The 12,588-nt window shown below is 56.9% G+C and carries 8 protein-coding genes and 7 tRNA genes; 3 read left to right on the top strand and 12 right to left on the bottom strand.

What is annotated here, in order from left to right; translation table 11 throughout:
- The first annotated feature begins 61 nt into the window (after window positions 1-61).
- On the top strand, window positions 62-1,237 hold the full coding sequence (ubiF, locus tag IB144_RS18775; protein WP_040088679.1) for a 3-demethoxyubiquinol 3-hydroxylase: 1,176 nt from the start codon (window positions 62-64) through the stop codon (window positions 1,235-1,237).
- Window positions 1,238-1,356: 119 nt separating this feature from the next.
- On the opposite strand, the gene IB144_RS18770 is transcribed toward ubiF, so the two are convergent.
- The 12 genes from IB144_RS18770 to nagB all read right to left on the bottom strand — a co-directional run bounded on the left by IB144_RS18770 (window position 1,357) and on the right by nagB (window position 8,448).
- Window positions 1,357-1,431 (bottom strand) — tRNA-Gln (locus IB144_RS18770).
- A gap of 75 nt (window positions 1,432-1,506) precedes the next feature.
- Window positions 1,507-1,581 (bottom strand) — tRNA-Gln (locus IB144_RS18765).
- Window positions 1,582-1,628: 47 nt separating this feature from the next.
- A tRNA-Met gene (locus IB144_RS18760) sits at window positions 1,629-1,705 on the bottom strand.
- A 23-nt stretch (window positions 1,706-1,728) separates the two neighbouring features.
- Window positions 1,729-1,803 (bottom strand) — tRNA-Gln (locus IB144_RS18755).
- Between the two features lie 36 nt (window positions 1,804-1,839).
- Window positions 1,840-1,914 (bottom strand) — tRNA-Gln (locus tag IB144_RS18750).
- A 23-nt stretch (window positions 1,915-1,937) separates the two neighbouring features.
- Window positions 1,938-2,022 (bottom strand) — tRNA-Leu (locus tag IB144_RS18745).
- An 8-nt stretch (window positions 2,023-2,030) separates the two neighbouring features.
- Window positions 2,031-2,107: transfer RNA gene (locus IB144_RS18740), tRNA-Met, on the bottom strand.
- Between the two features lie 237 nt (window positions 2,108-2,344).
- The gene (asnB, locus tag IB144_RS18735; RefSeq protein ID WP_002894734.1) at window positions 2,345-4,009 is read right to left on the bottom strand and encodes an asparagine synthase B; all 1,665 of its coding nucleotides are present in this window, start codon (window positions 4,007-4,009) and stop codon (window positions 2,345-2,347) included.
- 278 nt (window positions 4,010-4,287) lie between these two features.
- Window positions 4,288-5,040 carry an HAD-IIA family hydrolase gene (locus tag IB144_RS18730; RefSeq protein WP_002894738.1) on the bottom strand — a complete coding sequence of 251 codons (753 nt, stop codon included), beginning with the start codon at window positions 5,038-5,040 and terminating at the stop codon, window positions 4,288-4,290.
- A gap of 116 nt (window positions 5,041-5,156) precedes the next feature.
- Window positions 5,157-6,377: an N-acetylglucosamine repressor gene (locus IB144_RS18725; protein ID WP_002894742.1), complete on the bottom strand. Its 1,221-nt coding sequence runs from the start codon at window positions 6,375-6,377 to the stop codon at window positions 5,157-5,159.
- 8 nt (window positions 6,378-6,385) lie between these two features.
- Window positions 6,386-7,534, bottom strand: coding sequence for an N-acetylglucosamine-6-phosphate deacetylase (gene nagA / locus IB144_RS18720; protein ID WP_040215847.1), 1,149 nt, complete (start codon window positions 7,532-7,534; stop codon window positions 6,386-6,388).
- A gap of 113 nt (window positions 7,535-7,647) precedes the next feature.
- Window positions 7,648-8,448: a glucosamine-6-phosphate deaminase gene (nagB, locus tag IB144_RS18715; RefSeq protein WP_002894749.1), complete on the bottom strand. Its 801-nt coding sequence runs from the start codon at window positions 8,446-8,448 to the stop codon at window positions 7,648-7,650.
- A gap of 314 nt (window positions 8,449-8,762) precedes the next feature.
- Here nagB and nagE point away from each other — a divergent pair, with 314 nt between their 5' ends.
- Together nagE and glnS are read left to right on the top strand one after the other, a co-directional pair.
- Window positions 8,763-10,718: a PTS N-acetyl glucosamine transporter subunit IIABC gene (gene nagE / locus IB144_RS18710; RefSeq protein ID WP_004147599.1), complete on the top strand. Its 1,956-nt coding sequence runs from the start codon at window positions 8,763-8,765 to the stop codon at window positions 10,716-10,718.
- A 178-nt stretch (window positions 10,719-10,896) separates the two neighbouring features.
- Entirely contained in the window at window positions 10,897-12,564 is a 1,668-nt protein-coding gene (gene glnS, locus IB144_RS18705) for a glutamine--tRNA ligase (RefSeq protein WP_002894753.1), read from the top strand.
- The last annotated feature ends 24 nt before the right edge of the window (window positions 12,565-12,588 follow it).

Here is a 12,588-nt window from a genome sequence, read left to right as displayed (position 1 = left end):
TCGCCGCAAGAGGGCGAAAAATCCGGTAAACTTAACGGATTCTGCTTTAAGGATAATAGCCATGACAATTCACGTAACAGATGTCGCCATCGTGGGCGGCGGCATGGTCGGCGGCGCCCTGGCGTTAGGGCTGGCGCAACAGGGATTTACCGTGACGGTGCTTGAGAAAGCGGCGCCACCGGCGTTCGATCCGGCATCCGCCCCGGATGTGCGGATCTCGGCGATCAGCGCGGCTTCGGTCGGCCTGCTGAAGAGTCTCGGCGTCTGGGATGCCATACGGGCGATGCGCGTCCACGCTTATCGCCGTCTGGAGACCTGGGAGTGGGAGAGCGCGCACGTCGCCTTCGACGCCGCGGAGCTCAAGCTGCCGGAGCTGGGCTATATGGTCGAGAACAAGGTTCTGCAATGGGGCCTGTGGCAAGCGCTGGCGGCGCATGAGGCGGTTACCCTGCGCGTCGGTAGCGAACTGAAAACGATGCAGCGCGGCGAGACGCAGACGGCGTTGCATTTGCGCGAGGGGGAGACGATCCACGCCCGGCTGGTTATCGGCGCCGACGGCGCTAACTCCCAGGTGCGGGAGATGGCCGGCATCGGCGTGCACGCCTGGCAATATCAGCAGTCCTGTATGCTGATCAGCGTCGAATGCGCCGACGATCCCGGCGACAGCACCTGGCAGCAGTTTACTCCCAGCGGCCCACGCGCCTTCCTGCCGCTGTTCGACCACTGGGCTTCGCTGGTCTGGTACGACGCCCCGGCGCGGATCCGTCAGCTGCAGAGCATGACCATGGCGCAGCTCCAGCAGGAGATCGCCAGTCACTTTCCGGCGCGGCTGGGGCAGGTGACGCCGCAGGCGGCCGGCGCCTTCCCGCTTACCCGGCGTCATGCGCTGCAGTATGTTCAGCCCGGCCTGGCGCTGGTGGGCGATGCGGCGCACACCATTCATCCACTGGCGGGGCAGGGGGTTAACCTTGGCTATCGTGATGTCGATGCCCTGCTGGAGATCCTGGCGGAAGCGCGCGGCCGCGGCGAAGACTGGGCCAGCCTGCCGGTGCTGAAGCGCTACCAGGCGCGGCGGCGAGCGGATAATTTTATCATGCAGTCGGGGATGGATCTCTTTTATGCCGGATTCAGCAATGACCTGGCGCCGGTGCGGATGCTGCGTAATATTGGCCTGATGGCGGCTGAACGCGCCGGGATGCTGAAGCGTCAGGCGCTGAAGTATGCGTTAGGCTTGTAAAACCGGCTTCCCGGGCAGGGGCGTAGCGGAGAGCACCTGCCCGGCAGTCAGTACGGAGTAAGCATGTCAGGACGCCAATAGCAAAAAAGCCCACCGAAGTGAGCTTTTTTGCATTGAAATGGCTGGGGTACGAGGATTCGAACCTCGGAATGCCGGAATCAGAATCCGGTGCCTTACCGCTTGGCGATACCCCAATTGTCTGTTGCGCTTGACCGTAACTACGCCGGTTGAGGGCAACAGTGCGTTCACTGCTGAACGACTTTTAAATTTGGCTGGGGTACGAGGATTCGAACCTCGGAATGCCGGAATCAGAATCCGGTGCCTTACCGCTTGGCGATACCCCAACAAATTGTTTGCGGATTTATCGATGCGTATCGATACGTCCAGAATTTGGTGGCTACGACGGGATTCGAACCTGTGACCCCATCATTATGAGTGATGTGCTCTAACCAGCTGAGCTACGTAGCCTAATTGTCTTACTGCTTCTTCGATGGCTGGGGTACCTGGATTCGAACCAGGGAATGCCGGTATCAAAAACCGGTGCCTTACCGCTTGGCGATACCCCAATACCGTCGCGGTGAACCGCAAATATCGAAGAAATATGGCTGGGGTACCTGGATTCGAACCAGGGAATGCCGGTATCAAAAACCGGTGCCTTACCGCTTGGCGATACCCCATCCGTACAACGCTAACTGGTGAATGGTGCGGGAGGCGAGACTTGAACTCGCACACCTTGCGGCGCCAGAACCTAAATCTGGTGCGTCTACCAATTTCGCCACTCCCGCAAAAAAGATGGTGGCTACGACGGGATTCGAACCTGTGACCCCATCATTATGAGTGATGTGCTCTAACCAGCTGAGCTACGTAGCCATCTTTTTTTCGCGTAACCTTATCGGCGTTGCGGGGCGCATTATGCGTATTGGGCCTGCGAGCGTCAACCTCTTTTTCAAGGAAAATCGTTGTAATGTGACTGTTTGGTTAGGTTGCGAACAGCTCGCTGGAATATTCGGCAATTATTGGTTATTTATCGTTTTTCAGCGGTATAAATCCGGCAAAAAGAAAACGGACCCCGGAGGGTCCGTTTTGCGTTTCACCGCCCGTCTGGGCTTATTTGTAGGCCGACTGGTGGACACCGACCGCGCGGCCTGATGGATCGTTCATGGTTTTGAACGCTTCATCCCACTCAATGGCTTTCGCTGAAGAGCAGGCCACCGACGGACCGCCAGGGACGCACTCCGCCGCGCTCGGCAGCGGGAACAGCTCTTCGAAGATCTCGCGGTACAGATAGCCTTCTTTGGAGGTCGGCGTGTTGTACGGGAAGCGGAAGCTTGCGGTTTCCAGTTGCTGGTCGCTGATCTGTTTGGCGGCCACTTCTTTCAAGGTATCGATCCAGCTGTAGCCGACGCCGTCAGAGAACTGCTCCTTCTGGCGCCAGGCGACGCTGGCCGGCAGGTAGGATTCAAAGCATTCGCGCAGAATGTGTTTTTCCATTTTGCCGTTGCCGCACATCTTATCCTGCGGGTTAATGCGCATCGCGACGTCGAGGAACTTCTTGTCGAGGAACGGCACGCGGGCCTCCACGCCCCAAGCGGACATCGCTTTGTTGGCGCGGGCGCAGTCAAACATATGCAGCGCCTGCAGCTTACGCACCGTCTCTTCGTGCAGTTCTTTGGCGTTCGGCGCCTTATGGAAGTAGAGGTAGCCGCCGAACACTTCGTCCGAACCTTCGCCGGAAAGCACCATTTTGATGCCCATGGCTTTAATTTTCCGCGACATCAGGTACATCGGCGTCGAGGCGCGAATAGTGGTCACATCGTAGGTTTCGATGTGATAGATAACGTCGCGGATGGCATCCAGCCCTTCCTGGACGGTAAAGTGAATTTCGTGGTGCACGGTGCCGAGGTGGTTGGCCACCTCCTGCGCCGCTTTCAGGTCAGGAGAGCCTTCCAGACCGACCGCGAAAGAGTGCAGCTGCGGCCACCAGGCTTCGCTACGCTCCTGATCTTCGACGCGACGGGCGGCGAATTTCTTGGTGATAGCCGAGATGACCGATGAATCAAGACCGCCGGAGAGCAGCACGCCGTAAGGCACGTCGGACATCAGGTGGCTTTTCACCGACTCTTCCAGCGCCTGGCGCAGCTCGTTCTTATCGGTAACGTTGTCTTTCACCGCGTCGTAATCAAACCAGTCGCGCTGATAGTACTGGCGAATTTCGCCGTCTTTGCTCCACAGGTAGCTGCCCGCCGGGAACTCTTTAATGGTGCGGCATACCGGCACCAGCGCTTTCATTTCGGAGGCGACATAGAAGTTGCCGTGTTCGTCATGGCCCATATACAGCGGGATAATGCCGATATGGTCGCGGCCAATTAAGTACGCGTCTTTTTCGCTGTCGTACAGGGCGAAGGCGAACATTCCCTGCAGATCGTCGAGGAACTCCGGGCCTTTTTCCTGATACAGCGCGAGGATCACTTCGCAGTCGGAACCGGTCTGGAACTGGTAGCGATCGCCATACTCCGCGCGCAGCGCCTGGTGGTTGTAGATCTCGCCGTTAACGGCCAGCGCATGGGTTTTTTCGGCGTTGTACAGCGGCTGGGCCCCGGCGTTGACGTCGACAATCGACAGGCGCTCGTGCGCCAGAATCGCTTTGTCGCTGGCATATACGCCAGACCAGTCCGGACCGCGGTGGCGCATCAGGCGGGAAAGCTCCAGCGCCTTTTTACGCAGCTCGCCTGCGTCAGTTTTAATATCCAGTACGCCAAAAATAGAACACATAGCCTTCTCCATTACCCTGTCGTGTTTGATGTTGTGCTGGCTTCGTCTCGTGGCGAAGCCTGAGTGCGTGCTTAAGAAAATGCCGTAAAGGGGGAGCAGGCGCAAGGGTTTTGCGGCCGGAAAAAGAAAAAACGCAACCGTGATTGTTGAACAGTGAAAAAAGAGTATCTTTTGAACGGCTTTATTGAGGAATTCGTATTTATAGGCCGTTTTTATTAGATGGGGTAATTCTGATGGCCGCTAGAAATGAAAAACCACGTCCTGCGACGTGGTTGGCATCAGAAAATATCGATTTCCGCGACGGAAGGGTAAATCCACGACGGGCGGAACGGCATGCTGTCGATGTCGTCGAGGGTGGAGACGCCGGAGAGCACCAAAATAGTCTCCAGCCCCGCCTGGAAACCGGCCAGTATATCGGTGCGCAGGTTATCGCCGACGATCACCGTCTGCTCGGAGTGAGCCTGCATTTTATTCAGCGCTGAACGGATGATCCACGGGCTGGGTTTGCCGACGTAAAACGGCTTACGGCCGGAGATCTTCTCGATCCCGGCGCACAGCGCGCCGCAGGCAGGGTAGAAGCCGCGACCGTGCGTATCCGGGTTAGTGGCAATGAAGCGGGCGCCGTTGGCGACGAAGAAGGCGGCCTTATGCATCATTTCCCAGTTAAAGGAGCGAGTTTCTCCGACGATGACAAAATCCGGGTTCACATCGGTAATGGTAAAGCCGGCTTTGTACAGCTCGTGGATCAGCGCCCCTTCTCCCACCACGTAGGCTTTTTTGCCTTCCTGGCGACGCAGAAAATCGGCGGTGGCCATCGCTGAGGTGTAAAAGGCGCTATCCGGAACATCAATTCCAGCGGTGGCGAAACGGTTCGCCAGATCCTGGCCGGTTTGCGACGGGTAGTTGGTCAGCATTACCAGCGGCATGCCTTTATCGAGGATGCGCTTGATAAACTCGGCTGCGCCGGGAACGGCGACGTTATCGTGCATCAGTACGCCGTCAATATCACAAATTATGTTTTGAATGGTCATGGTGGGTCCAGAATCATTAACAAAGACGAAACTATACGCGTCATCGATGAGGTTTCACACCTCTGACGGGCGAGGCCCGCCCGTATCAAGGTGACGCGCTATCAGAAAAGGGGCGATTAGCTCTCAAGCAAACGCTGCAGCAGCGTGCCATTGAGCATGGCGCGTTTGACCAGCGCGAAGGCGCCGATTGCAGAGCGGTGATCGAGGGTGGAGCGCACCACCGGCAGGTTCTTACGAAACGCCTTAAGCGCCTGGGCGTTAATGCAGCCTTCGATGGCCGGAAGAAGGACCTTTTCAGCTTCCACTATTTCGCCGGCGACGACGATTTTTTGTGGGTTGAACAGGTTAATGGCGATGGCGATCGTTTTCCCGAGGTGGCGCCCCACGTACTCAATCACCTCGCAGGCCAGGGCATCGCCCTTGTTGGCCGCTTTGCAGATAGTTTTGATCGTGCAGTCATCCGGCGTCAGACGGCTCTGGTAGCCCTGCTCCAGCAGGTGGCGAACCCGCTGTTCAATGGCGGCATTGGCCGCGACGGTCTCCAGACAGCCGAAGTTGCCGCAGTGGCAGCGTTCGCCCAGCGGGTCGACCTGAATATGGCCAATTTCGCCAACGTTGCCGTTGCGGCCGATAAAAATGCGCCCGTTGGAGATAATCCCCGCCCCGGTACCGCGGTGCACGCGCACCAGAATGGAGTCTTCGCAATCCTGGCTTGCGCCAAAATAGTGCTCGGCCAGCGCCAGGCTGCGGATATCGTGGCCAACAAAGCAGGTAACGTTGAAGCGTTTCTCCAGCGCCCCGACCAGGCCCCAGTTTTCCACCGCAATATGCGGCATATAGCGGATCACGCCGCTTTCCGGGTCGACGAGGCCCGGCAGGATCACTGAGATAGCGATCAGCTCGCGAATTTTGCGCTGACAGTTTTCGATAAAGGTGGCGATGATATTCAGCAGGGCGTGTTCCAGCGTTTCCTGGGTGCGCTCGGGCAGCGGGAAGTGCTCCTCTTCCAGGGTCTTGCTGCTTAAATCATACAGGGTCAGAGTGGCGTCATAGCGGCCAAGCCGCACGCCGATGGCGTTGAAGTTGCGAGTTTCTGCGATGATAGAGATAGCGCGGCGGCCACCGGTGGAGGCCTGCTGATCGACTTCTTTGATCAGGCCGCGCTCAATAAGCTGACGCGTGATTTTGGTCACGCTGGCAGGGGCAAGCTGGCTTTGTTCGGCTATCTGAATGCGCGAGATGGGCCCATGCTGGTCAATCAGGCGGTACACGGCCGCGCTGTTCAGTTGTTTTACGAGGTCAACGTTACCAATTTGAGCTTGTCCGCCTGCTGTCATACTTTTACTTACTCAGTGACGACCTCGTTACCATTAACGATGGTCTTGGTGATTTTATAATCGCGTGTAAAGGCGGTCAGGTTAGCGACCATGCCCGGCGCAATGCTGCCGAGCTGCTTGTCCACGCCGATAGCGCGCGCAGGATAGAGCGTCGCCATGCGCAATACTTCGTCCAGTGCCACGCCGCAATGCTCAACCAGATTACGCACCCCTTCAATCATGGTCAGCGAAGATCCGCTGAGGGTGCCGTTTTCATCTACGCACAGCCCATTGCGGTAGTATATTGTTTTCCCGGCAAAAATGAACTGGTCAATATTCGCCCCCGCCGGCGCGGTGGCGTCGGTGACCAGGCACAGCTTGTCGCCTTTCAGGCGCTTGGCGTTGCGCACGTTGGCGTAATCGACGTGCATCCCGTCGACGATGATACCGCAGTAGACATCCGGCTCGTCAAAAATCGCCCCGGCAAGACCCGGTTCGCGGCCGGTAATGTACGGCATCGCATTATACAGGTGGGTGGCGAAGGTAATGCCCGCGCGGAAGCCGACTTTCGCCTCTTTCAGCGTAGCGTTGGAGTGGCCCGCGGAGACAACGATCCCGGCGGCAACCAGTTTGCGGATCACTTCTGGCTCAACGCGCTCAGGGGCGAGGGTCACTTTGGTGATCACATCGGCGTTGTCGCACAGGAAATCGACCAGCGTCGCGTCCGGTTTACGCACGTAGTCCGGATTGTGGGTGCCTTTCTTAACGATATTCAGCCACGGCCCTTCGAGATGCAGGCCCAGCGCCTGGTTCGGATGTTTTTGCAGATATTCGCGCATCACGCGCACGCCTTGCTTCATCAGATCGTCGCTGGAGGTAATCAGCGTCGGCAGGAAGCTGGTGCAGCCTGAGCGTTCGTTGGCCTTCTGCATGATCTCCAGCGTTTCGACAGTGACCGCCTCTGGGCTGTCGTTAAACTGCACGCCGCCGCAGCCGTTGAGCTGGACGTCGATAAAACCGGGGGCGATTATTGCGCCGTTGACTGAGCGCTGCTCGATGTCAGACGGCAAATCTGCCAGCGGACAAAGACGTTCGATAAAGCCATTAGCGATAACAACCGCATGGTCATCGAGAATTTCATGACCGGTATAAACCCGGCCCTGGGTTAATGCATACATTACGACCCCCGGTATATACGCCTCATCAGGTCAGCGTTCGTTCGTTTGCCGCCGACATGATGGTGTGTACAAAGAAAAAGATGATCCCGCGCCAGGGCGCGGGAAGGACTACATTACAGACCTTTAATATTTTCAGCTTCTAATTCGTTGAAATATTTCAGCGTCTTCACTTTCAGCTCCATGGTGGACGGTTCGTCGCAGACGATCACCGCCTTCGGATGCAGTTGCAGACAGGTAATGGTCCACATGTGGTTGACGTTACCTTCTACCGCCGCCTGCAGCGCCAGCGCTTTCTGATGACCCAGCACCAGAATCATCACTTCTTCTGCGTCCAGCAGGGTGCCCACACCGACGGTCAGCGCATATTTCGGCACCAGATCCACATCGCCGTCGAAGAAGCGGGAGTTCGCTACGCGGGTTTCATGGGTCAGGGTCTTAATACGGGTGCGGGACGCCAGAGAAGAGGCCGGTTCGTTAAACGCGATATGACCATCGTTGCCCACGCCGCCCATGAACAGGTGGATTTTACCGTAGGAACGAATTTTTTCTTCATAGCGACGGCATTCCGCATCGATGTCCGGCGCGTTACCATTCAGCAGGTTGATATTTTCTGCCGGAATATCAACGTGGTCAAAGAAATTACGGTGCATAAAGCTATGATAGCTTTCCGGATGCTCTTTCGGCAGGCCAACGTATTCATCCATGTTAAAGGTGACGACGTGCTTGAAGCTAACCTGGCCTGCTTTATGCATTTCAACCAGCGCCTTGTAGGCGGTCAGCGGGGTACCACCGGTTGGCAGACCCAGGACGAACGGACGGTCCGCGGTTGGTTTAAATGCATTAATGCGGTTAACGATATGGCGGGCAGCCCATTTACCGACCTGCTCAGCGGTTACCAGGGGAATCAGTCTCATTCTTCACCTCTATAGTCAAAGTAGATTCTGGCGGATTGGCGCCAGCACTCTAAGGAGAGTATTGCAGCAACTGCGCCGACCGGGGTCAATCCGTGTTGATTTTTTGAATGATAAAATAAGTTTTCGTTGTTAGCCAGTGCAAGGGAGGAGGGAATACGATATTTGGTGATAATTATCACAAAAAATACCCGTTTAATTTGCGATACGAATTAATTTTTCACACACTTTGCCGGTAAGTGATAAAACCGACCTTGTTACACAATAAAAAAGTGGCTTTGAAATGAGCCTCATCGGGGTCTCATAGGGGGAATAAGATGAATATTTTAGGTTTCTTTCAGCGACTGGGTAGGGCGTTGCAGCTCCCTATCGCAGTGCTGCCGGTCGCGGCATTGCTGCTGCGTTTCGGGCAACCAGACCTGTTGAATGTACCCTTCATCGCGCAAGCGGGTGGGGCGATCTTCGATAATCTGGCGCTGATCTTCGCAATTGGTGTGGCATCAAGCTGGTCTAAGGATAACGCCGGTTCTGCGGCGCTGGCCGGTGCGGTAGGGTATTTCGTGATGACCAAAGCGATGGTCACCATCAACCCGGAAATCAATATGGGCGTGCTGGCCGGTATCATTACCGGTCTGGTGGCAGGGGCGGTATACAACCGCTGGGCCGGCATCAAGCTGCCGGACTTCCTGAGCTTCTTCGGCGGCAAACGCTTCGTGCCGATCGCCACCGGCTTCTTCTGTCTGATCCTCGCGGCGATCTTCGGCTACGTCTGGCCGCCGGTGCAGCACGCTATCCACTCTGGCGGCGAATGGATCGTCTCCGCAGGGGCGCTCGGTTCCGGTATCTTTGGTTTCATCAACCGTCTGCTGATCCCAACCGGTCTGCATCAGGTGCTGAACACCATCGCCTGGTTCCAGATTGGTGAGTTCACTAACGCCGCTGGCGCTGTGTTCCACGGCGACATCAACCGCTTCTACGCCGGCGACGGCACCGCGGGGATGTTCATGTCCGGCTTCTTCCCAATCATGATGTTTGGTCTGCCGGGTGCGGCGCTGGCGATGTATCTGGCGGCGCCGAAAGCGCGTCGTCCGATGGTAGGCGGTATGCTGCTGTCCGTGGCCATCACCGCGTTCCTGACCGGGGTAACCGAGCCGCTGGAATTCCTGTTCATGTTCCTGGCTCCGCTGCTGTACCTCCTGCATGCGGTGCTGACCGGTATCAGCCTGTTCATCGCAACGGCGCTCGGGATCCATGCGGGCTTCTCCTTCTCCGCAGGTGCAATTGACTACGTGCTGATGTACAGCCTGCCGGCCGCCAGCAAAAACGTCTGGATGCTGCTGGTGATGGGCGTGGTGTTCTTCTTCGTCTACTTCCTGCTGTTCAGCGCGGTGATCCGCATGTTCAACCTGAAAACGCCGGGTCGTGAAGACAAAGCCGCTGACGTGGTAACGGAAGAAGCCAACAGCAACACTGAAGAGGGGCTGACCCAGCTGGCGACCAGCTATATCGCCGCGGTGGGCGGAACGGACAACCTGAAAGCCATTGACGCCTGTATCACCCGTCTGCGTCTGACCGTGGGCGATTCGGCGAAGGTGAACGACGCCGCCTGTAAACGTCTCGGCGCGTCCGGGGTGGTGAAACTGAATAAGCAAACCATCCAGGTTATCGTCGGTGCGAAAGCAGAGTCTATCGGCGATGAGATGAAAAAAGTGGTTACCCGCGGCCCGGTAGCGGCAGCGGCAGCCGCACCGGCTGGCAACGTCGCCACCGCAGCGCCCGCGGCTAAACCGCAGGCGGTAGCGAACGCGAAGACCGTTGAGTCGCTGGTTTCGCCGATTACCGGTGACGTGGTGGCCCTCGAGCAGGTGCCGGACGAAGCCTTCGCCAGCAAAGCCGTCGGCGACGGGATCGCGGTGAAACCGACCAGCAACATCGTGGTGGCCCCGGCCGCCGGTACCGTGGTGAAAATTTTCAACACTAACCACGCGTTCTGCCTCGAAACCAACAACGGTGCGGAAATCGTCGTTCACATGGGTATCGACACCGTGGCGCTGGAAGGCAAGGGCTTCAAACGTCTGGTTGAAGAGGGCACGGACGTGAAGGCGGGTGAGCCGATTCTGGAAATGGATCTGGACTTCCTCAACGCCAACGCGCGCTCAATGATCAGTCCGGTCGTCTGCAGCAACAGCGATGACTACAGCGCGCTGGTGATACTGGCGAGCGGTAAGGTCGTTGCTGGCCAGACGCCGCTGTATGAGATTAAAGGCAAGTAAGGCTCCTGAGTCGAGTTTTTGCCTCAGCGGCGAAGGGAAACCTTCGCCGCTTTTTTTTCCAGCAATCGGCCCCATAATCCTCTTCTGATACCTATTTTACGTAACTAATAGTTGTCACTACGCCCTGCTTGTAAGATCATGTGCCGTTATACGTTGTTTACGCTTTGAGGAACCCGTGATGAGTGAGGCAGAAGCCCGCCCGACTAACTTTATCCGTCAGATTATTGATGAAGATCTGGCTACCGGTAAACATACCACCGTTCACACTCGCTTCCCGCCGGAGCCGAACGGTTATCTGCACATTGGCCATGCAAAATCCATCTGCCTGAACTTCGGCATCGCCCAGGATTATCAGGGCCAATGCAACCTGCGTTTCGATGACACCAACCCGGTGAAAGAAGATATCGAATACGTTGAGTCGATTAAAAACGACGTGCAGTGGTTAGGTTTCCACTGGTCCGGGGACGTATGCTACTCGTCTGATTATTTCGATCAGCTGCATCAGTATGCGGTTGAGCTGATCAACAAAGGTCTGGCCTATGTTGATGAACTCTCTCCTGATGAAATTCGCGAATACCGCGGCACCCTGAAAGCGCCGGGTAAAAACAGCCCGTATCGCGACCGCAGCGTGGAAGAGAACCTGGCGCTGTTTGAAAAAATGCGCAGCGGCGGCTTCGAAGAAGGCAAAGCCTGCCTGCGCGCGAAGATCGATATGGCGTCGCCGTTTATCGTGATGCGCGATCCGGTGCTGTACCGCATTAAGTTCGCTGAGCATCATCAGACTGGCAACAAGTGGTGCATCTACCCGATGTACGACTTCACCCACTGCATCAGCGATGCGCTGGAAGGCATTACCCACTCGCTGTGTACCCTGGAGTTCCAGGACAACCGCCGCCTGTACGATTGGGTGCTGGACAACATCAGCATCCCGGTGCATCCGCGTCAGTACGAATTCTCGCGCCTGAATCTCGAATACACCGTGATGTCCAAGCGTAAGCTGAACCAGCTGGTGACTGAGAAGCACGTGGAAGGCTGGGACGACCCGCGTATGCCGACCATCTCCGGTCTGCGTCGTCGCGGCTACACCGCCGAATCCATCCGCGAGTTCTGCAAGCGCATCGGCGTGACCAAGCAGGACAACACCATCGAGATGGCGTCGCTGGAGTCCTGCATTCGTGAAGATCTGAACGAAAACGCCCCGCGCGCGATGGCGGTGATCGATCCGGTGAAACTGGTTATCGAGAACTATCCGCAGGGCGAAAGCGAAATGGTGGTGATGCCGAACCATCCGAACAAGCCGGAAATGGGCAGTCGTGAAGTGCCGTTCAGCGCCGAAATCTGGATCGATCGCGCGGACTTCCGCGAAGAAGCCAACAAACAGTACAAGCGTCTGGTGCTGGGTAAAGAAGTGCGTCTGCGCAACGCCTACGTCATCAAAGCGGAACGCGTGGAGAAAGATGCCGAAGGCAATATTACCACCATCTTCTGCACCTACGATGCCGACACCCTGAGCAAAGATCCGGCCGATGGCCGCAAGGTCAAAGGCGTGATCCATTGGGTAAGCGCGGCGCATGCGCTGCCGGTAGAGATCCGTCTCTACGATCGTCTGTTCAGCGTGCCAAACCCGGGCGCGGCGGACGATTTCCTCGCAGTGATCAACCCGGAATCGCTGGTGATCAAACAGGGGTACGCGGAGCCGAGCCTGGCGCAGGCCGAAGCCGGTAAAGCTTACCAGTTTGAGCGTGAAGGCTATTTCTGCCTCGACAGCCGCTATGCAACCGCAACCAATCTGGTGTTCAACCGCACCGTCGGGCTGCGTGATACCTGGGCGAAAGCGGGCGAATAACATTTCTTTTCTGTCAAAGCGTCG

The sequence above is a fragment of the Klebsiella sp. K4 genome, assembly GCF_014596785.2.
Taxonomy (GTDB): domain Bacteria; phylum Pseudomonadota; class Gammaproteobacteria; order Enterobacterales; family Enterobacteriaceae; genus Klebsiella; species Klebsiella pneumoniae.
Note: the sequence above shows the minus strand (reverse complement) of the source record. Positions and strands in the feature narration are given on the sequence as shown.

Coding starts and splice junctions, on each gene's coding strand:
- ubiF (WP_040088679.1), top strand. CDS start 62: ATGACAATTCACGTAACAGATGTCGCCATCGTGGGCGGCGGCATGGTC.
- asnB (WP_002894734.1), bottom strand. CDS start 4,009: ATGTGTTCTATTTTTGGCGTACTGGATATTAAAACTGACGCAGGCGAG.
- IB144_RS18730 (WP_002894738.1), bottom strand. CDS start 5,040: ATGACCATTCAAAACATAATTTGTGATATTGACGGCGTACTGATGCAC.
- IB144_RS18725 (WP_002894742.1), bottom strand. CDS start 6,377: ATGACAGCAGGCGGACAAGCTCAAATTGGTAACGTTGACCTCGTAAAA.
- nagA (WP_040215847.1), bottom strand. CDS start 7,534: ATGTATGCATTAACCCAGGGCCGGGTTTATACCGGTCATGAAATTCTC.
- nagB (WP_002894749.1), bottom strand. CDS start 8,448: ATGAGACTGATTCCCCTGGTAACCGCTGAGCAGGTCGGTAAATGGGCT.
- nagE (WP_004147599.1), top strand. CDS start 8,763: ATGAATATTTTAGGTTTCTTTCAGCGACTGGGTAGGGCGTTGCAGCTC.
- glnS (WP_002894753.1), top strand. CDS start 10,897: ATGAGTGAGGCAGAAGCCCGCCCGACTAACTTTATCCGTCAGATTATT.